Origin of the sequence: Aureimonas endophytica (assembly GCF_014642635.1) — a bacterium.
Lineage (GTDB): Bacteria > Pseudomonadota > Alphaproteobacteria > Rhizobiales > Rhizobiaceae > Plantimonas > Plantimonas endophytica.
This window is the reverse complement of the sequence record NZ_BMIQ01000001.1, coordinates 430450-450048: the sequence shown is the minus strand read 5'-3', so window position 1 is coordinate 450048 and position 19599 is coordinate 430450. Positions and strand designations below refer to the sequence as shown.

Genomic DNA, 19599 nt, shown 5'->3' with positions numbered 1-19599 from the left:
GACGGCGTGCCGGCCATGGGGCCGGTGCGTGGTCGAAGGAATAGATCACGCCGTAAGACGACGTGATCGAAGCAACTATCGAATTTGTTTCAAAGCCGCGACGAGGGATATTGGGCGACCTCCCTGGGCCGAGGCGGTCGCCGATCCGAAAGCGGTAAGCGCCGGCAAAGCCATCCCGCTCAAGGCGTAGAAACAGCTTCGGCCTGACTCGCGTTGGAGGCCACCTGCCGGTCGGCCGGCGGGTGATCGAACAGGCCGAATGTCAGCGCGAAGATGAAGAGGATCGCCGCGCCGACACTGCCATAGGCCGTCAGTTCCGAGGGTCCGAGCCGCTTTCGTCCGTCGATCACTTTCATAACCGTCTCTCCGTCCCGTCCGCCTAAATGGCGCCGGGCCCGGAAAGGTTGCCGGAATGTTAAAATCGATATGATGCGTGAAGCCCGCCGGAGGCAGGCGGCGTCTCAATAGGCGTCGTAGGGGGAATAACCGTCATAGGGACGATAGTAGCGGCGCGGCGGCGGCGGAGGGGGCGGCGCGTCGTAATAGGCGTCGCGATCGTCATAGCGGCGATAGGTATCGTAGCGCACCGGTGGAGGCGGCGGGCGCCGATAGACGTCGCGATAGTCGGGACGCGTAGCATATTCGACCGGCCCTTCGTTGACGCCGGCCGTTTCACAGGCCGTCAAACCCGTTCCCGCCATTGCCAGCGCGAGCGCGATCATCAGCGGGCGCATGTCATGTCTCCTCAACTCCCCAGACCAAGCTAGGGCGCTCACTGAACCTCGGCGACTCCACCTGAACGCAGGATGAGCAATGCCACCTCGATCAACAAGATTTGATCATCCCTGTCCTGACTGCCCCCGTAGCTGCGCGAGATTGTGTCTTTCGTCCACAGAACCGAGGTCCGTCATGCCGAGCTCGCGCATCCTCCTCTTCCTTGCCGCCGCGCTGTCGTTCTCCGCGCCGCTCGTCGCGCGCGCCGACGATGCCGGCGATATCCAGGCCGTGATCTCCGCCCAGCTCAATGCGTTCAAGGCCGGCGACGGCGCTGCCGCCTATTCCTATGCGGCGCCCGGCATCAAGGCGATGTTTCCCTCGCCCGACAGTTTCATGGCCATGGTGCGCGGCGGCTATGCGGTCGTGGCCGATGCCCGCAACGTGACCTTCGGGCCGTTGCAGGCGGAAGGCGGCGGGTTCCGCCAGGATGTGAACATGACGGACGCGAAAGGCCAGAGCTATATCGCGAGCTATACGCTCAGCCGGCAACCGGACGGCTCGCTGAAGATCACCAGTTGCCGCATCCGCAAGGGCGAGGACGTGTCCGCCTGACGGGGTTTCAACGCGCCGGGATGTCGCCGCGCGCCCATTCGTCCTTGATGGCGCCCGCGCGGCTTTCGAAGGCGCCGCGCTCGATCGCGTCGCGCAGGTCCGCCATCAGCGACTGGTAATAGGCGAGATTGTTCCAGGTCAGCAGCATCGCGCCGAGCTGCTCGTCGGAGCGGACGAGATGATGCAGATAGGCGCGGCTGTAGTCGCGCGCCGCCGGGCAGGAGGAGGTCTCGTCCAGCGGACGCGGGTCTTCCGCATGGCGGGCGTTCTTCAGGTTCACCTTGCCGCGCCGCGTGAAGGCCAGTCCATGCCGGCCGGCGCGCGTCGGCATCACGCAGTCGAACATGTCGATGCCGCGCCGCACCGATTCGACGATATCGTCCGGCGTGCCGACCCCCATGAGATAGCGCGGCTTCGCCTCAGGCATGGCGGGCAAGGTCTCGTGGAGGATCGACAGCATCACCGCCTGCGGCTCGCCGACCGCGAGGCCGCCGATGGCATAGCCTTTGAGGTCGAGCGCCGCGAGCGCCTCGGCCGAGCGCAACCGCAGATCGACCACGTCGCCGCCCTGCACGATGCCGAACATCGCCTTGCCCGGCTGGTCGCCGAAGGCCACCTTGCAGCGCTCGGCCCAGCGCAGCGACATTTCCATCGCCCGCTCGATCTCGGCCCGCTCGGCCGGCAGGCGGATGCATTCGTCGAGCTGCATCTGGATGTCGCTGTCGAGCAGGCCCTGGATCTCGATCGAGCGCTCGGGCGTCAGCGAATGTTCGGAGCCGTCGATATGCGACTTGAAGACGACGCCGGTCTCGTCGAGCTTGCGCAGTCCCGCCAGCGACATGACCTGGAAGCCGCCGGAATCGGTGAGGATCGGATGCGGCCAGCGGGCGAATTCATGCAGCCCGCCGAGCCGCGCCACGCGCTCCGCGCCCGGCCGCAGCATCAGGTGGTAGACATTGCCGAGAATGATGTCGGCGCCGAGTTCGCGCACCTGGTCGAGATACATCGCCTTCACCGTGCCGCCGGTGCCGACCGGCATGAAGGCGGGCGTGCGGATCGTGCCGCGCGGCATGGTGATCTCGCCGCGTCGCGCCCGTCCATCGGTCGCGAGAAGGCGGAAGGCGAAATGGTCGGTCATGGTGCGGATCGGTCGAGAAGGCAGGCATCGCCATAGGAATAGAAGCGATAGTCGGCGGCGATGGCATGCGCATAGGCGCGGCGCATCGTCTCGAAACCGCTGAAGGCGGAGACCAGCATGAAGAGGGTCGAGCGCGGCAGGTGGAAATTCGTCATCAGGCGATCGACCGCCCGGAAGCGATAGCCGGGCGTGATGAAGATGTCGGTGGCGCCGGAAAACGGGCGGATGGTGCCGTCCGCATCGGCGGCGCTTTCGAGAAGGCGCAGCGACGTCGTGCCGACCGCGACGAGCCGGCCGCCCTTCGCGCGCACGGCATTCAGCCGCTCGGCCGTCGCGGCGTCGATATGGCCGTTCTCGGCATGCATGCGATGCGCTTCGGTCGTCTCTGCCTTCACCGGCAGGAAGGTGCCGGCACCGACATGCAGCGTCAGATATTCGCGCCCGATCTTGCGCCGGTCCAGCGCCGCGACCAAAGCCTCGGTGAAGTGAAGACCGGCCGTCGGGGCGGCGACGGCGCCCTCCTCGCGGGCATGGATCGTCTGGTAGTCGCGCCGGTCGGCCTCATCCACCGCCCGCTTCGAGGCGATATAGGGCGGCAGCGGGATGCGGCCGACGGCGGCGATCGCCTCGTCCAGAGCGGGCCCGGACAGGTCGAAGGCGAAGGTCACCTCGCCGCCCTCGCCCGTCTCGCGCACCTCGGCCTCCAGCGCGCCGAGAAGGCAGACATCCGAGCCCTCGCCGAAGCGGACGCGATCGCCGCGCCGCAATTTGCGCGCGCCGCGCACGAAGGCCTTCCAGGTGGCGGGATCGAGACGCTGGTGCAGGGTGGCGCCGATGGCGGGCTCGGCCTCGCCGCGCCCGAGACGGCGGCCTTCGAGCTGGGCGGGAATGACGCGGGTGTCGTTGAAGACGAGAACGTCGCCCGGCTCAAGCAGCGACGGCAGGTCGGCGATGGCGCGGTCGGCTAGCGCGCCGGTCCCGTCCACCGCGAGAAGCCGCGCGCTTTCGCGCGGCACGGCCGGCCGAAGCGCGATGAGGCGCTCCGGCAGGTCGAAATCGAAGGCGTCGACGCGCATCAGGCGTCGGCGGCGACCTTCATGGAGACGATCTTGTCGGGATCGCGCACCGGCTCGCCGCGCTTGATCTGATCGACATTCTCCATGCCCTCGATGACCTTGCCCCAGACCGTGTACTGGCGGTTGAGGAAGGGCGCGTCGTCGAAGCAGATGAAGAACTGCGAATTGGCGGAATCCGGGCTCTGGGCGCGGGCCATGGACGCGGTGCCGCGCACATGCGGCTCGGAATTGAACTCGGCCTTGAGGTTCGGCTTGTCCGAGCCGCCCATGCCGGCGCGGTTCGGGTCGAATTGCGGGCCGGTGGACTTGCCGAACTTCACGTCGCCGGTCTGCGCCATGAAGCCTTCGATCACGCGATGGAAGACGACGCCGTCATAGGCGCCCTCGCGCGCCAGCGCCTTGATATGGGCGACATGGTTCGGCGCGAGATCGGGGCGGAGCGCGATCACCACGCGGCCCTTCGTCGTCTCGAGGATCAGCGTGTCTTCCGGATTGTCGTAGGCCATCGCGGCCTCCTTGTGTTCGATCCCAAAAATTCGGCGGGACCCGTCGCCGGACCCCGCCGCATCCGATGCCGAAATGGAGGATCGGCGCCCGGGAGGCAAGCCCGGGCGCCGAAAATCACTTGGCCTGGACGATCTTCACCGACACCATCTTGTCGGGATCGTTGACCGTGCCGTTGGCCTTGGCATCGCCCTTCTTGATCTTGTCGACCACGTCCATGCCCTTCGTCACCTCGCCGACCACCGTGTACTGGCCGTTGAGGAAGCTGCCATCGGCGAGCATGATGAAGAACTGCGAATTGGCCGAGTTCGGATCGGCGGCGCGCGCCATGCCGACCGTGCCGCGCTTGAAGGGCTGCTTGGAGAATTCCGCCTTGATGTCCGGCAGATCGGAGCCGCCCATGCCGGTGCCGGTCGGATCGCCGGTCTGCGCCATGAACCCGTCGATCACCCGGTGGAAGACGATCCCGTCGTAGAAGCCCCTCTTGGCGAGCGCCTCGATCTGCTTGACGTGGTTGGGCGCGAGATCCGGGCGCAGCGCCACGTCGATCTCGCCGTCCTTGGTCGTGATGACCATCATGTCCTTGGCGCTGGCCGCCGCGACGGGGCCGACGAGCGCCGCGAGCCCGATGGCGGCCGAAAGACCGAGTCTGCCCAGAAGAGTCATCCGCATCACTTCCCTCACGCGTTTCTCGCCCGCAGCGCGGCGGCCACGGCCGGCGGCACGAACGGGGCGACGTCGCCGCCCATGGCGGCGATCTGGCGAACCAATGTGGCCGTTATGGGCCGTCGCGCCGGGCTGGCCGGCAGGAAGACCGTGACGAGATCCGGTGACAGGACGCCGTTCATGCCGGCCATCTGCATCTCGTAATCGAGATCCGTCCCGTCGCGCAGGCCTCGGATCAGGGCGCCCGCCCCGCGCCGCCGCGCCGCCTCCACCACCAGCCCCTCGAAGCTCTCGACCGCGATTCGATCGCCCAGCCCTTCCGATCGCGCCACCTCCTCGATCAGCGCGCGGCGCTCCTCGAAGGAGAAGAGCGGCGCCTTACCGGGATGGATGCCGATCGCGACCACGACGTGATCGAAGAGGCGCGCCGTCTGCCGCAGAATGTCGAGATGGCCGAGGGTGAAAGGGTCGAAGGACCCGGGATAGAGCGCTGTCCGTCGTGTCATGTCTTGCCGGAATCCGAAGGAATTCGGAAAATTTTCATCATGCTCGACAACCCGCGGTCAACGCTTGCGGTCGTATTTCTTGGAGCGGGCAAGGCGGCTTCGGAAAGCTCGGCCGGCCCTGGCGCCAGACTTCGCGTTCGCGTGAATCGAGGCGTCGGAACAAACGCTTAACGGCCGCATTCCCCTTGCGTTACTTGGAGATGAGCCATGCTGATTCTCGTCCTCTCGCTTGCCATGGTCGCCGGGCTTTGCAGCGCCACGGCCGTCGCGTTGCATAACGAGGCCGAGAATTCGCGCGTGAAGGCCGTCGTCCGCAAGCGCCGGCCGCTTCACTAAACTCCCTCTTCGAAAGACGGTCGCCCGGCCGGAGGCCGGACGCCCGGGATCACGCTTCCGCGTCGCCTTCCGCCTCGTCGGCCAAAGGTGCCGCATCCTCGTCGACGCCCTCGCCGGTCCCCTGGTCCGGAATGCGCTCGACCGAGACCACCCGCTCGCCATCCGCCGTATTGAAGATTGTGACGCCCTTCGTCGCGCGCCCCGCCTTGCGGATGCCTTCGACCGGCACGCGGATCGTCTGGCCGCGATCGGAGATCAGGAGGATCTGATCGCCCTGTTCCACCGGGAAGGCGGCGATCAGCGGCCCGATCTCGCCGACACGGCTGAGATCCGTCGCCCGGATGCCCTTGCCGCCCCGGCCGGTCGTGCGGAAATCGTAGGACGAGGCCCGCTTGCCATAGCCGAACTCGCTGACCGTCAGAACGTGCTCTTCGGCGGCGCTGAGGAAGGCATAGCGCTCCTGGCTGATCGACACGTCCTCGACCGCTTCCTCATCGCTCGACGTCTCGGCCGAAGCATCGCCCTCCACGGCGCGGCGCATCTTCAGATAGGCGGCGCGTTCGGCGGGAGAAGCCTCGACGTGGCGGAGGATCGCCATGGAGATCAGGCGGTCGCCGTTGCTGAGCGCCATGCCGCGCACGCCGATGGAATTGCGGCCGGCGAAGAGGCGCACCTCGTCCGCCTGGAAACGGATGCAATAGCCGGAATTGGCCGTCAGCAGCACGTCGTCGCTTTCCGAACAGATGGCGACGGCGAGGATCTCGTCGCCGGCCTCTTCCAGCTTCATCGCGATCTTGCCGTTGCGGTTCACCTGAAGGAAGTCCGCCAGCTTGTTGCGGCGCACCGTGCCCTTGGTCGTCGCGAACATGACGTTCAGTTCGGCCGCCTGCGCCTCGTCGTTCGGCAGCGGCAGGATGGACGTGATCCGTTCGTCCTTTTCCAGAGGCAAAAGGTTGACGAGGGCCTTGCCGCGCGAGGTCGGATTGCCCTGCGGCAGGCGCCAGACCTTTTCCTTGTAGACGATGCCGCGCGAGGAGAAGAACAGGATCGGCGTATGGGTATTGGCGACGAAGACGCGCGTCACCGAATCCTCGTCACCCTTCAACGTCATGCCGGAGCGGCCCTTGCCGCCACGCCGCTGCGCCCGGTAGGTGCCGAGCGGCACGCGCTTGATATAGCCGCCATGGCTGACGGTGACGACCATGTCCTCGCGCGGGATCAGGTCCTCGTCTTCGAGATCGGCCGCGCCTTCGAGAAGTTCGGTGCGGCGCGGATTGGCATATTCGAGCTTCACCGCCAGGAGCTCGGCCTTGACGATCTCGCGCACCCGCAGGCGCGAGCCGAGGATTTCGAGATATTCGCGGATCTCCTCGCCGATCTTGTTCAGCTCGTCGCCGATCTCGTCGCGGCCGAGCGCCGTGAGGCGCTGTAGGCGAAGGTCGAGAATGGCGCGGGCCTGCGTCTCGGAGAGGCGATAGGTGCCCTCCTCCGAAATGCGGTGGCGAGGATCGTCAATGAGGCGGATCAGCGGCGCGACGTCGCTCGCGTCCCATTCGCGCGCCATCATCCGCTCGCGCGCCGTCTGCGGATCGGGCGCTTCGCGGATGAGCTTGATGATCTCGTCGATATTGGCGACGGCGATGGCGAGGCCGACCAAGACATGCGCCCGCTCGCGCGCCTTACGCAGAAGGAAGCGCGTGCGCCGATTCACCACTTCCTCGCGGAAGGCGATGAAGGCGCCGAGCATGTCGAGCAGCGTCATCTGCTCCGGCTTGCCGCCGTTCAAAGCCACCATATTGGCGCCGAAGGAGGTCTGGAGCGGGGTGAAGCGGTAGAGCTGATTCAGGACGACGTCGCTCGACGCCTCGCGCTTCAACTCGACCACGACGCGATAGCCGTCGCGGTCGCTCTCGTCGCGGATGTCGCTGATGCCCTCGATACGCTTGTCGCGCACCAGTTCGGCCATCTTCTCGATCATCGTCGCCTTGTTCACCTGATAGGGAACCTCGGTGACGATGATCGATTCGCGGTCGCCGCGCAGCGGCTCGATATGCACCTTGCCGCGCATCAGGATCGAGCCGCGGCCCGTCGAATAGGCCTCGCGGATGCCGGCGCGGCCGAGCACCAGCGCGCCGGTCGGAAAATCGGGGCCCGGCACGTATTGCAGCATCTCGTCCAGCGTGATCACCGGATTATCGATCATCGCGATGCAGCCGTCGACCACCTCGCCGAGATTGTGCGGCGGCACGTTGGTGGCCATGCCGACCGCGATGCCGCCCGAGCCGTTGACGAGCAGATTCGGGAAGCGCGCCGGCAGGACGACGGGCTCCATCTCGCGCCCGTCGTAATTCTCCTGGAAGTTGACGGTCTCCTTGTCGATGTCCTCGAGGAGCGCGTCGGAGACCTTCTGGAGACGGGATTCGGTGTAGCGCATCGCCGCCGGCGGATCGCCGTCGATCGAGCCGAAATTGCCCTGGCCGTTGATGAGCGGCGCGCGGAGCGACCAGTCCTGCGCCATGCGCACGAGGGCGTCGTAGATCGAGGCATCGCCATGCGGATGGTACTTGCCCATCACTTCGCCGACGACGCCGGCCGACTTGCGGAAGGCGCGCGTCGAGGTCAGGCCCATCTCATGCATCGCGAAGAGCACGCGGCGATGGACGGGCTTCAACCCGTCGCGCACATCGGGCAGCGCGCGGCTGACGATGACGCTCATCGCATAGTCGAGATAGGACCGCCGCATCTCCTCGACGATGGAGATGCTTTCGATGCCGCGCGGCGGCTCGGGCGGGGTCTCGTCGATCTTGTCGGCCAATATTGCAGATCCGGAGGAAGGAAAGGCTGAAGGGCGTCTATAGCAAGCCCATCACGGCGAAGGCAAATCCGCCGGCTCCTCCGAGATGGTGATTTCGTCGAAGGTTTTCAACGAGTTGGGCTCGGCGCCGCCGCCAAGCCCAACCCCGCGACCGGTAAAATGCGCCTGTCGAAACCTTTTGGGAGGGTTCCGGGCGGGATTCTCAGAAGGGAATCTCGTCGTCCATGTCGCCGCCGCGCGAACCGCCGCCACCGCCGCCGCTCCCGCCACGCTCGTAGCCGCCACCGCCGCCGCGCCGCGACGAACCCCGATCCTCCTCGCCGCGCCCGCCGCCGAAACCGCCGCCGCTGCCGCCCCGATCGTAATCGCCGCCTTCGCCGCGACCGCCCAGCATCTGCAACTCGCCGCGGAAGCGCTGGAGCACGACTTCCGTCGTGTAGCGCTTCTGGCCCTGCTGATCTTCCCAGGAACGGGTCTGCAACTGGCCCTCGATGTAGACGGTCGAGCCCTTCTTCAGATACTGCTCGGCGACCTTCGTGAGATTTTCGTTGAAGATCACGACGTTATGCCATTCGGTGCGCTCCTTGCGCTCGCCCGACTGACGGTCCCGCCAGCTTTCGGTCGTGGCGATGCGCAGGTTGACGACCGCATCGCCGGAATTCAGCCGGCGGATTTCGGGATCGGCCCCGAGATTGCCCACGAGAATGACCTTGTTCACGCTGCCGGCCATGGCTGACCATCCCTTCGCTGTGCCGGTCCGGCCGGCTCATCCGTCCATATATAGGCGTTTCGCCGACCGCGCGGAGCGGAAATGCGTTTTCCCCAATCCGTTGCCGGGAAGGCCGTATCGACAAGGTGTTCATAGTATGTTCTAACCCGCGACGCAAAGCGGGCGTCATTCTGGCGCCTCGACATCCCGGCGACGATGGTTATCTAGCGGGGCGCGGCGGCATGTCCCTGGAACGGCCGAGGCCGACGATCCCCATCGGAAAGCGAACGCGGCAAGCGATGCCCGAGCAAAAGTTCATCTCCATTCGCGGCGCCCGCGAGCACAATCTCAAGAATGTCGATCTCGACATTCCGCGCGACAAGCTCATCGTCATGACCGGCCTGTCGGGATCGGGCAAATCCTCGCTCGCCTTCGACACGATCTATGCCGAGGGCCAGCGGCGCTATGTCGAAAGCCTTTCGGCCTATGCCCGCCAGTTCCTGGAAATGATGCAGAAGCCGGATGTCGATCAGATCGACGGCCTGTCGCCGGCCATTTCCATCGAACAGAAGACCACCTCCAAGAATCCGCGCTCGACCGTCGGCACGGTGACGGAGATCTACGATTATCTGCGCCTCCTCTTCGCGCGCACCGGCATTCCCTATTCGCCCGCCACCGGCCTGCCGATCGAGAGCCAGACCGTCAGCCAGATGGTCGATCGCGTGCTCGAACAGCCGGAGGGAACGCGCCTCTATCTCCTCGCGCCGATCGTTCGCGGCCGGAAGGGCGAGTTCAAGAAGGAGCTGCAGGAGCTTCAGAAGAAGGGCTTCCAGCGCGTCCGCATCAATGGTGAGTTCCACGACATCGCCGACGCGCCGACGCTCGACAAGAAGTACAAGCACGATATCGAGGTGGTGGTCGACCGCGTCGTCGTGCGCGACGACATCAAGACGCGCCTGGCCGATTCGCTCGAAACGGCGCTGCGTCTCGCCGACGGCATTGCGCTCGCCGAATTCGCCGACGGTCTCGACGAGAACGGCAAGCCGCGCCAGCTCGTCTTCTCCGAGAAGTTCGCCTGCCCGGTTTCGGGCTTCACCATCCCGGAGATCGAGCCGCGCCTCTTCTCCTTCAACAATCCCTTCGGCGCCTGCCCGAAATGCGACGGGCTCGGCAGCCAGCAGTCGATCGATCCCGAGCTCATCGTGCCGGAGCCGCATCGCACGCTGAAGAACGGCGCCATCGCGCCCTGGGCGAAGTCGACCTCGCCCTATTACGGCCAGACACTGGAAGCGCTCGGCCGCGAATATGGCTACAAGCTCACCGACAAATGGTCGGCGCTGCCGGACGAGGCGCGCAACGCGATCCTCTACGGCACCGGACGGCGCAAGGTCGAGTTTCAATACAACGACGGATTGCGCGCCTATAAGACGTCGAAGACCTTCGAGGGGATCATTCCCAATCTCGAGCGCCGCTGGAAGGAGACCGATTCCGCCTGGTCGCGCGAGGAGATCGAGCGCTACATGTCGGCGACGCCCTGCCCGGCCTGCGCCGGCTATCGCCTGAAGCCGGAAGCCCTGGCGGTGAAGGTCGCCGGCCGGCATGTCGGCGAGGTGACCGAACTCTCGATCCGCGCCGCGAAGAACTGGTTCGAGACGCTGCCCAGCCGTCTCAGCGACAAGCAGAACGAGATCGCCGTCCGCATCCTGAAGGAGATCCGCGACCGCCTGCGCTTCCTCGACGATGTCGGCCTGGACTATCTCACCCTGTCGCGATCGTCCGGCACCTTGTCCGGCGGCGAGTCGCAGCGCATCCGCCTCGCCTCGCAGATCGGCTCCGGCCTGACCGGCGTCCTCTATGTCTTGGACGAGCCGTCGATCGGCCTGCACCAGCGCGACAACGCGCGGCTGCTGACGACGCTGAAGCATCTGCGCGACATCGGCAATACCGTCATCGTCGTCGAGCATGACGAGGACGCGGTGCTCACAGCCGACTACGTGGTCGATATCGGCCCGGCCGCCGGCATCCATGGCGGACAGGTGATCGCCGAGGGCACGCCGGACGAGATCAAGGCCAATCCGAAGTCGCTGACCGGCCGCTATCTTTCGGGCGCGCTCGGCGTCGCCCTGCCGGAGGCGCGGCGCAAGCCCCAGAAGGGGCGCCGGCTGAAGGTCGTCGGCGCGCGCGGCAACAATCTGAAGACCGTCTCGGCCGAGATCCCGCTCGGCGTCTTCACGGCGGTCACCGGCGTCTCGGGCGGCGGCAAGTCGACCTTCCTCATCGAGACGCTGTTCAAGGCGGCTGCGCGCCATATCAACGGCGCGCGCGAGAATCCGGCGCCGCACGAGCGGATCGAAGGGCTGGAGCTTCTCGACAAGGTCATCGACATCGACCAGTCGCCGATCGGCCGCACGCCGCGCTCCAATCCCGCCACCTATACCGGCGCCTTCACGCCGATCCGGGACTGGTTCGCCGGCCTGCCCGAGGCGAAGGCGCGCGGCTACCAGCCGGGGCGCTTCTCGTTCAACGTCAAGGGCGGGCGCTGCGAGGCCTGCCAGGGCGACGGCGTCCTGAAGATCGAGATGCACTTCCTGCCGGATGTCTACGTCACCTGCGACGTCTGCCACGGCAAGCGCTACAATCGCGAGACGCTGGAAGTCACCTTCAAGGAGAAGTCGATCGCCGACGTCCTCGACATGACGGTCGAGGAAGGCGTCGAGTTCTTCGCGGCGGTGCCGGCGGTGCGCGACAAGCTGGTGACGCTGAACGAGGTCGGCCTCGGCTATATCAAGGTCGGGCAGCAGGCGACGACGCTGTCCGGCGGCGAGGCGCAGCGCGTGAAGCTCGCAAAGGAACTGTCGCGCCGCGCCACCGGCAAGACGCTCTACATCCTCGACGAGCCGACGACGGGCCTGCATTTCCACGATGTCGCCAAGCTGCTCGAAGTGCTCCACTCGCTGGTGGACCAGGGCAATACGGTCGTCGTCATCGAGCACAATCTCGAAGTCATCAAGACGGCCGATTGGATCGTCGATATCGGGCCCGAGGGCGGCGACGGCGGCGGCGAGATCGTCGCCACCGGCACGCCCGAGGAGATCGTCAAGGTGGAGCGCTCTTGGACCGGGCGCTTCCTGAAGGAACTGCTCGAGCGCCGGCCGATCGAGAAGGCCGAGGCAGCGGAATAGTCGCGGCGGACGTCGTCGCCGTCAGAAGTCCAGCGACGCGAGAACCTGCGGCAGCATGGCCGGCAGGTCCTCGGCGATGAGGCCCGGCCCATGCAGCCGGGCCGCCATGCCGTGCATCCAGACGGCGGCGCATGCCGCCTCGAAGGGCGGCACCTTCTGCGACAGCCAGCCAAGGATCATGCCGGAAAGGACATCGCCGGAACCGGCGGTGGCGAGGTAGGGCGTGCCGGTGGCGTTGATCGCGGCGCGTCCGTTCGGCGCGGCGATCACCGTGTCGGCGCCCTTGAGGACGACGACGGCGCCGGAACGCGCGGCGGCCTCCCGCGCCCGGTCGAGCTTCGAACCGGAGCCCTCGGCGAGATCCGGGAACAGCCGGGCGAACTCGCCGCCATGCGGCGTCAGCACCCCTGCCCCGCCGCTTCGCCCGATCGCCTCGAACAGCGCCTGCGGCGCGTCGCGGAAGGACGAGATCGCATCGGCATCGATCACCACCGAGCGGTCGGCGGCGAGGAGCGCGGCGACGAAGCGCGCGGCTTTTTCGCCGATGCCGAAGCCCGGCCCGATGGCGAAGGCATTCAGCCGTGTGTCCTCCAGACGCTCGGCCAGCTCCGCCTCGTCCTCGCAACGCTGCAACATGATCGCGGTCAGATGCGCCGCATTGGCCAGAAGGGCGGAGGGCGGCGAGAAGACGGTGACGAGCCCGGCGCCGATCCGCAGCGCCGCCGTCGCGGCCATGCGCCCTGCCCCCGTCTGCGTCACGCCGCCGGAAAAGACGACGGCATGGCCGCGATCGTATTTGTGCCCGATCCGGTCCGGGCTCGGTAGCTTGTCGCGCCAGAGCGGCGGCTCGTTCGCGAAGGTTCGCGGCGCGATCTCGTCCAGAACGGACGGCGCGATGCCGATCGGCGCCAGCACCGTCTCGCCGCAATGGCTGCGGCCGGGTTCGAGGAGATGCCCGGGCTTGCGGCGAAAGAAGGTGACGGTGAGGCTCGCCCGGATGGCCGCTCCCGGGGCTGCGCCGGTCAGGCCGGAGATACCGCTCGGCAGGTCGATCGCGACGATGGGCACTCCGCTCGCATTCGCCCGTTCGATGGCATCCGCCGCCTCGCCTGCCGCCGGGCGGGAGAGCCCGGCGCCGAACAACCCGTCCAGCACAAGATCAGCCTCATCCGGGGCGAAGGCGGCGAGCGGCTCGACCGGCCCGTGATAGCCTCGCGCCGCATGTGCCGCGTCGCCGCGCAAATCTGCGGCGGGGCCGAGGAGATGGCAGCGCAAGGCGAGCCCCGCTTCGGCGAGAAGCCGCGCGACGACGAAGGCGTCGCCGCCATTGTTGCCGGGGCCCGCCAGAACGGCGACCCGCCGCGCTTCGGGAAAGCGACGGCGCAGGGCCTCGAAGACGGCGAGACCCGCCCGTTCCATCAGGATTCGGCCCGCCACGCCGGCGGCAATCGACAAACGATCCGCCTCTCCCATCTCGACGGGCGTCAACAAGCAGATATCTAGCGCCGATATGGTCATCTGAAGGGCACATGCCTCCTTGCTGGACAGGTTCATGCGGCAGAACGCGCAATCGGGACGGAAACCCGCCGGGACGGCAGTTGGATGCCGGAAGAACAGTCGGTTTGCGAGCCCTGGCAGTTGCCTTCTGCGTCGCCTGAGCCTACTCCCGGCGAGGCGGCTACGAGGCAGACTTCCGCTCGGCGACATCCGGCGGCTTGGCATGCCTCCTGCATCGACCGTCTCGGCGGACGAAGATCCGCGAGGGGGCCAGCTCGGGAAGGGAATTCGATGAAGAAGGTCGAGGCGATCATCAAGCCGTTCAAGCTCGATGAGGTGAAGGAAGCGCTGCAGGAGGTCGGCCTCCAGGGCATCACCGTCACGGAGGCCAAGGGCTTCGGGCGGCAGAAGGGCCATACCGAGCTTTATCGCGGCGCGGAATATGTCGTCGATTTCCTGCCGAAGGTGAAGGTCGAAGTCGTACTCACCGACGAGGCGGTGCCGGCGGCGGTCGAGGCGATCCGCAAGGCGGCGCAGACCGGCCGGATCGGCGACGGCAAGATCTTCGTCTCCTCGATCGAGGAGGCCATTCGCATCCGCACGGGCGAGACGGGCAACGACGCCGTCTGAGCGCGCCGCTCGATACCGGCGCTCGCGCCGACCACAGGTCCAAGGCACCACGGAGAGGAACGCCATGACGACAGCCAACGACATCCTGAAGCAGATCAAGGACAACGACGTGAAATTCGTCGACCTGCGCTTCACGGATCCGCGGGGCAAGCTGCAGCACGTCACGATGGACGTCGCCATCGTCGACGAGGACATGTTCTCGGAAGGCTCGATGTTCGACGGCTCGTCCATCGCGGGCTGGAAGGCGATCAACGAGTCCGACATGGTCCTGATGCCCGACCCCGAGACGGCTCACATGGATCCGTTCTTCGCGCAGTCGACCATGGTCGTCTTCTGCGACATCCTCGATCCGGTCTCCGGCGAGTCCTATAATCGCGATCCGCGCGGCACCGCCAAGAAGGCCGAGGCCTATCTGAAGCAGTCCGGCACCGGCGACGTCGCCTATTTCGGCCCCGAGGCCGAGTTCTTCATCTTCGACGACGTGCGCTACAAGGCCGATCCCTACAATACCGGCTTCAAGCTCGACTCGACCGAACTGCCGTCCAACGACGACACGGAATACGAGACGGGCAATCTCGGCCACCGCCCGCGCGTCAAGGGCGGCTATTTCCCCGTGCCGCCGATCGATTCCTGCCAGGACATCCGCTCGGAGATGCTCTCGGTCATGGCCGAGATGGGCGTGAAGGTCGAGAAGCACCATCACGAGGTCGCGGCCGCCCAGCACGAGCTCGGCATCAAGTTCGACACGCTCGTCCGCAACGCGGACAACATGCAGATCTACAAATACGTGACCCATCAGGTCGCCAATGCCTATGGCAAGACAGCGACCTTCATGCCGAAGCCGATCTTCGGCGACAACGGCTCGGGCATGCATGTGCACCAGTCGATCTGGAAGGGCGGCAAGCCGACCTTCGCGGGCAACGAATATGCCGGCCTGTCGGAAAGCGCGCTGTTCTATATCGGCGGCATCATCAAGCACGCCAAGGCGCTGAACGCCTTCACCAACCCGTCGACGAACTCCTTCAAGCGGCTCGTCCCGGGCTACGAGGCGCCGGTGCTGCTCGCCTATTCGGCGCGCAACCGCTCGGCCTCCTGCCGCATCCCCTTCGGCCAGTCGCCGAAGTCGAAGCGGGTCGAGGTGCGCTTCCCGGACCCGATGGCCAATCCCTATCTCGCCTTCTCGGCGATGCTGATGGCCGGCCTCGACGGCATCCGCAACAAGCTGCATCCGGGCTCGGCCATGGACAAGGATCTCTACGATCTGCCGCCGGAGGAGTTGAAGGAAATCCCGACCGTCTGCCGTTCGCTGCGCGAGGCGATGGAGCATCTCGATGCCGATCGCGACTTCCTGAAGGCCGGCGGCGTCTTCGACGACGACCAGATCGACGCCTTCATCGACCTGAAGATGTCGGAGATCCTGCGCTTCGAGATGACGCCGCATCCGGTCGAATTCGACATGTATTACAGCCTCTGATCCGCAGGCCGGGCGCCTCCGGCGTCCCGGCACGGAACAATCCTCCGAGGGGCGGTCGCTGCGACCGCCCCTTTTTTATCCAGCGGGGCATGGGATGAGCGGGAATTCGGCAAGGGTCCGCGCGGCCGTCGAGGAGATCGCGGACGAGATGAGGAAGCGCGACGATCGGGGCACGGTCGCGGATTACATCCCGGAACTGTCGCGCGTCGATCCGGCCCAGTTCGGCATCGCGGTCATCGACGAGGCCGGCGAGATCGCCGCCGCCGGCGATTGCGACATTCCCTTCTCGGTGCAGAGCATCACTAAGGTCTTCACCCTCACCCTCGCGCTCGGCATGGTCGGCGACCGGCTCTGGCAACGGGTCGGGCGCGAGCCGTCCGGCAGCCCCTTCAACTCGATCGTGCAGCTGGAGAACGAGCGCGGCATTCCGCGCAATCCCTTCATCAATGCCGGCGCGATCGCTGTCACCGACCTGATCCTCTCCGGCCATCAGCCGCGCGAGGCGCTGGGCGAGATTCTGCGCTTCGTGCAGTTTCTGGCCGACGATCCGACGATCCATATCGACAAGGCGGTCGCCGCCTCGGAGCAGCGCACCGGCTTCCGCAATCGCGCGCTCGCCAATTACATGAGATCCTTCGGCGTCATCGACAATCCGGTCGACTTCACGCTCGGCGTCTATTTCCACCATTGCGCCATCGCCATGTCCTGCCGGCAGCTGGCCATGGCGGGGCGCTTCCTGGCCCATGGCGGCATCCATCCGAATACCGGACGCTCCGTGGTCCATCCCGAGCGCGCGCGGCGCATCAACGCCTTGATGCTGACCTGCGGCCATTACGACGGCTCGGGAGATTTCGCCTATCGCGTCGGTCTGCCGGGCAAGAGCGGCGTCGGCGGCGGCATCTTGGCGATCGCCCCCGGCAAGGCGACGATCGCGGTCTGGGCGCCGGGGCTGGACGCCGCCGGCAATTCGCATCTCGGCCGCATCGCCCTCGAGAAGCTGACGAAGCGGCTCGGCTGGTCGATCTTCGGCGCCTAGACGCGCCGGGCGGCTTTCTCGCCGCTCGGGCGATCAGTGATCGCGGTTCTTGTCCTGGCTCGCCTCGGCGATGGCCTCGTCGTGGTACCAGGCGCCGGCCTCGACGATATGCGGCGCGAAGCGAGGCGTCCGCACGGCGGGGGCAAGCGGTTCGATCATCGACCGAAGGCCGGCGCGGCCCCCTTTCGGGAACTGATAGATCTTCGCCGTATGATCGAAGGTCTCGACTCGCATGACTTCCTCCGTGGCGCTAACCGCGTCATCTCCTCCACCCATGAACAGAATAGCAGACTCTGCCTTTTCGACAAGCATTCTGCCTAAAAGATTATCAGCATTTGCGCAAACTATAGGCGCGCTATTTTCTGTGCAATAGGCTATCAAGAGATGCCGCCGACATGAGCGATCAATGCGTTAGACCGGTAAGGCCTCAGGGCCGTGGAGGTTGCGCGTGATCGCTCGAAAAGGCGGGCGTGGTGAAACAAGTCGCGAGGCATGCCCTTTCCGATCTCCCCCTCCCGGATGCGCCGGGCCGGTTCTCCGGCGACCGTCGCGAGGATCGGAAATCTGTGCGTGGCCGCCAACAAGAGGTCCGCGATGACCAAATACAAGCTCGAATATATCTGGCTCGACGGCTACACGCCCACGCCCAATCTCCGCGGCAAGACGCAGATCAAGGAATTCGCCGAATTCCCGACGCTCGAACAGCTCCCGCTCTGGGGCTTCGACGGCTCCTCCACGATGCAGGCCGAGGGCCGCAGCTCCGACTGCGTGCTGAAGCCCGTCGCCCTCTTCCCCGATCCGGCCCGCACCAACGGCGTTCTGGTCATGTGCGAGGTCATGATGCCCGATGGCGTCACCCCGCATGTCTCGAACAGCCGCGCCACGATCCTGGACGACGAAGGCGCCTGGTTCGGCTTCGAGCAGGAATATTTCTTCTACAAGAACGGCCGTCCGCTCGGCTTCCCCGAATCCGGCTACCCGGCGCCGCAGGGTCCCTACTATACCGGCGTCGGCTATTCGAATGTCGGTTCGGTCGCCCGCCAGATCGTCGAGGAGCATCTCGACCTCTGCCTCGCCGCCGGCATCAACCATGAGGGCATCAACGCGGAAGTCGCGAAGGGCCAGTGGGAATTCCAGATCTTCGGCAAGGGCTCCAAGAAGGCAGCCGACCAGATCTGGATGGCGCGCTACCTCCTCCAGCGCCTGTGCGAGAAGTACGAGATCGACGTCGAATATCACTGCAAGCCGCTCGGCGACACCGACTGGAACGGTTCGGGCATGCATTGCAACTTCTCGACCGCCTATATGCGCGAAGTCGGCGGCAAGGCCTATTTCGAGGCCCTGATGGCGGCTTTCGAGACGAATATCGACGACCACATCGCCGTCTACGGCCCGGACAACCACATGCGTCTCACGGGCAAGCATGAGACGGCGCCGTGGAACAAGTTCAGCTACGGCGTCGCCGATCGTGGCGCGTCGATCCGCGTGCCCCATTCCTTCGTCAAGAACGACTACAAGGGCTATCTCGAGGATCGCCGTCCGAACTCGCAGGGCGACCCCTACCAGATCGCCTCGCAGGTGCTGAAGACCATCGCCTCGGTGCCGCTGCCGGCCGCGGTTTCCGCCGCCGCCTGATATCCGGCGGAGGGCCCCGCCCTCCCCGTCCTTCGGAACCCGTCAGCCGCGAGGCTGGCGGGTTTTTCATGTCTATCCGGCAGCCGCGAAAAGCCAGTTCAGGCTGAGCCGCCAGTCCAGCATGCGCAGCGGCGTGCCGTGATTGCCGTCGGTCATGGAAACGAACCGCACCGGATAGGACGCACCGCGCAGGTCCTCGTAGAGCGCGTGGGCCGCCTCCCAGGAAAACACCTTGTCCCGCGTGCCATGGGCGAGGAGCAGCGGAATGCGGCGCGCCCCGGCGGCCCGGCGCATCGCGGCGACCTTGGCGGGCAGGTTGTTGGCGCTGAGCATCACGATGCCGGCGATACGGCCGGCCGTCTCCGGCCGCGCGAGGAGATCCCAGCAGAATTCGCCGCCCATCGAGGCGCAGGCGAGCACCAGCGGCGGGCGCCCGGGCTTGTCCGCCAGTTGCTCGATCAGAGCCGCCACGCGGGCGCGATCGCCTTCGGCGAACTGCCCGGCATCGGCCGTGACATAGAGCCCGCCCGCCCGGGCCATCAGATTCTTCAGGCGGTTGAAATTGCCGCCGAAGGTGCGGTCATACATGCCGAGCCGGCGGTCGCCGTTGCGGCCGTGGATGAAGAGCACCGTCGCGCTCGGCCGCGCCGTCTCGCCGACCTGCATGGTCTTCAAAGGCCCGGCCGGCGTCTCGACGACTCTCTCCACCTGCCGCCCGAGCGGCGCGGCATCGACATAGGCCAGCTTCACCCGCCGCTCCGGGATCTCGTCCCGGCCGTTGATGTCGCGCAGTTCCGAATAGGCGACATCCGTCTCGGCGCCGCCGTCGCGGCTCGTACTGCCGGCGGGATAGGCGAAGAGCTCGTCCTTGAAGGGCGCAAGCTGCAGTGGCGCCGCCACGGCCGGGATGACACCGCCGAGAAACAAGGCGGCGAGAAGCGGACGAAGGCGCGCGCGGGATCTCATTTCCGCGCTTTTGACGACCGCGCCCGTCATCGGCAACTCATTTATAGTGGATAGTTGGTTGAATGCGATTGCCGAGGAGGCCGGAGACCCAGCGCGCGGG

The 19599-nt window shown here is 66.2% G+C and carries 19 protein-coding genes; 7 read left to right on the top strand and 12 right to left on the bottom strand.

The window, feature by feature from the left end; genetic code table 11:
- Positions 1-179: 179 nt before the first annotated feature.
- Positions 180-356 (bottom strand): hypothetical protein, encoded by a 177-nt coding sequence (locus IEY14_RS02260; protein ID WP_188906591.1) that lies wholly within the window; start codon positions 354-356, stop codon positions 180-182.
- A gap of 105 nt (positions 357-461) precedes the next feature.
- Positions 462-734: a hypothetical protein gene (locus IEY14_RS02255; RefSeq protein WP_188906590.1), complete on the bottom strand. Its 273-nt coding sequence runs from the start codon at positions 732-734 to the stop codon at positions 462-464.
- Between the two features lie 175 nt (positions 735-909).
- Between IEY14_RS02255 and IEY14_RS02250 the strand changes: the two genes are divergently transcribed.
- Positions 910-1329, top strand: coding sequence for a DUF4864 domain-containing protein (locus IEY14_RS02250; RefSeq protein ID WP_188906589.1), 420 nt, complete (start codon positions 910-912; stop codon positions 1327-1329).
- A gap of 7 nt (positions 1330-1336) precedes the next feature.
- Here the strand turns inward: IEY14_RS02250 and tgt are convergent, their stop codons facing one another.
- The 5 genes from tgt to coaD all read right to left on the bottom strand — a co-directional run bounded on the left by tgt (position 1337) and on the right by coaD (position 5219).
- The gene (tgt, locus tag IEY14_RS02245) at positions 1337-2467 is read right to left on the bottom strand and encodes a tRNA guanosine(34) transglycosylase Tgt (protein ID WP_188906588.1); all 1131 of its coding nucleotides are present in this window, start codon (positions 2465-2467) and stop codon (positions 1337-1339) included.
- On the bottom strand, positions 2464-3543 hold the full coding sequence (gene queA / locus IEY14_RS02240) for a tRNA preQ1(34) S-adenosylmethionine ribosyltransferase-isomerase QueA (protein WP_188906587.1): 1080 nt from the start codon (positions 3541-3543) through the stop codon (positions 2464-2466). Before queA ends, tgt begins: the two co-directional genes overlap by 4 nt.
- Positions 3543-4049: a peptidylprolyl isomerase gene (locus tag IEY14_RS02235; RefSeq protein ID WP_188906586.1), complete on the bottom strand. Its 507-nt coding sequence runs from the start codon at positions 4047-4049 to the stop codon at positions 3543-3545. Before IEY14_RS02235 ends, queA begins: the two co-directional genes overlap by 1 nt.
- 115 nt (positions 4050-4164) lie before the next feature.
- Positions 4165-4713 carry a peptidylprolyl isomerase gene (locus tag IEY14_RS02230; protein ID WP_188906585.1) on the bottom strand — a complete coding sequence of 183 codons (549 nt, stop codon included), beginning with the start codon at positions 4711-4713 and terminating at the stop codon, positions 4165-4167.
- A gap of 14 nt (positions 4714-4727) precedes the next feature.
- A complete protein-coding gene (gene coaD, locus IEY14_RS02225; RefSeq protein ID WP_188906584.1) occupies positions 4728-5219 on the bottom strand; it encodes a pantetheine-phosphate adenylyltransferase in 492 nt (163 codons plus the stop codon).
- A 207-nt stretch (positions 5220-5426) separates the two neighbouring features.
- On the opposite strand from coaD, the gene IEY14_RS26075 reads away from it, so the two are divergent.
- The gene (locus tag IEY14_RS26075) at positions 5427-5555 is read left to right on the top strand and encodes a hypothetical protein (protein WP_280515010.1); all 129 of its coding nucleotides are present in this window, start codon (positions 5427-5429) and stop codon (positions 5553-5555) included.
- 49 nt (positions 5556-5604) lie between these two features.
- Here the strand turns inward: IEY14_RS26075 and gyrA are convergent, their stop codons facing one another.
- A complete protein-coding gene (gyrA, locus tag IEY14_RS02220; RefSeq protein ID WP_188907352.1) occupies positions 5605-8298 on the bottom strand; it encodes a DNA gyrase subunit A in 2694 nt (897 codons plus the stop codon).
- A 274-nt stretch (positions 8299-8572) separates the two neighbouring features.
- A complete protein-coding gene (ssb, locus tag IEY14_RS02215; RefSeq protein ID WP_188906583.1) occupies positions 8573-9100 on the bottom strand; it encodes a single-stranded DNA-binding protein in 528 nt (175 codons plus the stop codon).
- A gap of 278 nt (positions 9101-9378) precedes the next feature.
- Here ssb and uvrA point away from each other — a divergent pair, with 278 nt between their 5' ends.
- A complete protein-coding gene (gene uvrA, locus IEY14_RS02210; protein ID WP_188906582.1) occupies positions 9379-12261 on the top strand; it encodes an excinuclease ABC subunit UvrA in 2883 nt (960 codons plus the stop codon).
- A gap of 21 nt (positions 12262-12282) precedes the next feature.
- On the opposite strand, the gene IEY14_RS02205 is transcribed toward uvrA, so the two are convergent.
- Positions 12283-13734 carry an NAD(P)H-hydrate dehydratase gene (locus IEY14_RS02205; protein WP_308422002.1) on the bottom strand — a complete coding sequence of 484 codons (1452 nt, stop codon included), beginning with the start codon at positions 13732-13734 and terminating at the stop codon, positions 12283-12285.
- A gap of 315 nt (positions 13735-14049) precedes the next feature.
- Here IEY14_RS02205 and IEY14_RS02200 point away from each other — a divergent pair, with 315 nt between their 5' ends.
- The 3 genes from IEY14_RS02200 to IEY14_RS02190 all read left to right on the top strand — a co-directional run bounded on the left by IEY14_RS02200 (position 14050) and on the right by IEY14_RS02190 (position 16898).
- Positions 14050-14388, top strand: a complete 339-nt coding sequence (locus tag IEY14_RS02200; protein WP_188906580.1) for a P-II family nitrogen regulator — start codon at positions 14050-14052, stop codon at positions 14386-14388.
- A gap of 64 nt (positions 14389-14452) precedes the next feature.
- Complete coding sequence (gene glnA, locus IEY14_RS02195) at positions 14453-15862, top strand: type I glutamate--ammonia ligase (protein WP_188906579.1); 1410 nt, start codon at positions 14453-14455, stop codon at positions 15860-15862.
- 94 nt (positions 15863-15956) lie between these two features.
- Positions 15957-16898 (top strand): glutaminase, encoded by a 942-nt coding sequence (locus IEY14_RS02190; protein WP_188906578.1) that lies wholly within the window; start codon positions 15957-15959, stop codon positions 16896-16898.
- A 33-nt stretch (positions 16899-16931) separates the two neighbouring features.
- Here the strand turns inward: IEY14_RS02190 and IEY14_RS02185 are convergent, their stop codons facing one another.
- Positions 16932-17132 (bottom strand): DUF2735 domain-containing protein, encoded by a 201-nt coding sequence (locus IEY14_RS02185; protein WP_188906577.1) that lies wholly within the window; start codon positions 17130-17132, stop codon positions 16932-16934.
- A 360-nt stretch (positions 17133-17492) separates the two neighbouring features.
- On the opposite strand from IEY14_RS02185, the gene IEY14_RS02180 reads away from it, so the two are divergent.
- Entirely contained in the window at positions 17493-18533 is a 1041-nt protein-coding gene (locus IEY14_RS02180) for a glutamine synthetase beta-grasp domain-containing protein (RefSeq protein ID WP_188906576.1), read from the top strand.
- 72 nt (positions 18534-18605) lie between these two features.
- On the opposite strand, the gene IEY14_RS02175 is transcribed toward IEY14_RS02180, so the two are convergent.
- Positions 18606-19499 carry an alpha/beta hydrolase family protein gene (locus IEY14_RS02175; protein WP_188906575.1) on the bottom strand — a complete coding sequence of 298 codons (894 nt, stop codon included), beginning with the start codon at positions 19497-19499 and terminating at the stop codon, positions 18606-18608.
- Positions 19500-19599: the final 100 nt, after the last annotated feature.

Coding starts and splice junctions, on each gene's coding strand:
- ssb (WP_188906583.1), bottom strand. CDS start 9,100: ATGGCCGGCAGCGTGAACAAGGTCATTCTCGTGGGCAATCTCGGGGCC.
- queA (WP_188906587.1), bottom strand. CDS start 3,543: ATGCGCGTCGACGCCTTCGATTTCGACCTGCCGGAGCGCCTCATCGCG.
- IEY14_RS02205 (WP_308422002.1), bottom strand. CDS start 13,734: ATGGGAGAGGCGGATCGTTTGTCGATTGCCGCCGGCGTGGCGGGCCGA.
- IEY14_RS02180 (WP_188906576.1), top strand. CDS start 17,493: ATGACCAAATACAAGCTCGAATATATCTGGCTCGACGGCTACACGCCC.
- coaD (WP_188906584.1), bottom strand. CDS start 5,219: ATGACACGACGGACAGCGCTCTATCCCGGGTCCTTCGACCCTTTCACC.
- uvrA (WP_188906582.1), top strand. CDS start 9,379: ATGCCCGAGCAAAAGTTCATCTCCATTCGCGGCGCCCGCGAGCACAAT.
- tgt (WP_188906588.1), bottom strand. CDS start 2,467: ATGACCGACCATTTCGCCTTCCGCCTTCTCGCGACCGATGGACGGGCG.
- IEY14_RS02200 (WP_188906580.1), top strand. CDS start 14,050: ATGAAGAAGGTCGAGGCGATCATCAAGCCGTTCAAGCTCGATGAGGTG.
- IEY14_RS02255 (WP_188906590.1), bottom strand. CDS start 734: ATGCGCCCGCTGATGATCGCGCTCGCGCTGGCAATGGCGGGAACGGGT.
- IEY14_RS02190 (WP_188906578.1), top strand. CDS start 15,957: ATGAGCGGGAATTCGGCAAGGGTCCGCGCGGCCGTCGAGGAGATCGCG.
- IEY14_RS02250 (WP_188906589.1), top strand. CDS start 910: ATGCCGAGCTCGCGCATCCTCCTCTTCCTTGCCGCCGCGCTGTCGTTC.
- IEY14_RS02175 (WP_188906575.1), bottom strand. CDS start 19,499: ATGAGATCCCGCGCGCGCCTTCGTCCGCTTCTCGCCGCCTTGTTTCTC.
- gyrA (WP_188907352.1), bottom strand. CDS start 8,298: ATGCGGCGGTCCTATCTCGACTATGCGATGAGCGTCATCGTCAGCCGC.
- glnA (WP_188906579.1), top strand. CDS start 14,453: ATGACGACAGCCAACGACATCCTGAAGCAGATCAAGGACAACGACGTG.
- IEY14_RS02185 (WP_188906577.1), bottom strand. CDS start 17,132: ATGCGAGTCGAGACCTTCGATCATACGGCGAAGATCTATCAGTTCCCG.
- IEY14_RS02230 (WP_188906585.1), bottom strand. CDS start 4,713: ATGACTCTTCTGGGCAGACTCGGTCTTTCGGCCGCCATCGGGCTCGCG.
- IEY14_RS02260 (WP_188906591.1), bottom strand. CDS start 356: ATGAAAGTGATCGACGGACGAAAGCGGCTCGGACCCTCGGAACTGACG.
- IEY14_RS26075 (WP_280515010.1), top strand. CDS start 5,427: ATGCTGATTCTCGTCCTCTCGCTTGCCATGGTCGCCGGGCTTTGCAGC.
- IEY14_RS02235 (WP_188906586.1), bottom strand. CDS start 4,049: ATGGCCTACGACAATCCGGAAGACACGCTGATCCTCGAGACGACGAAG.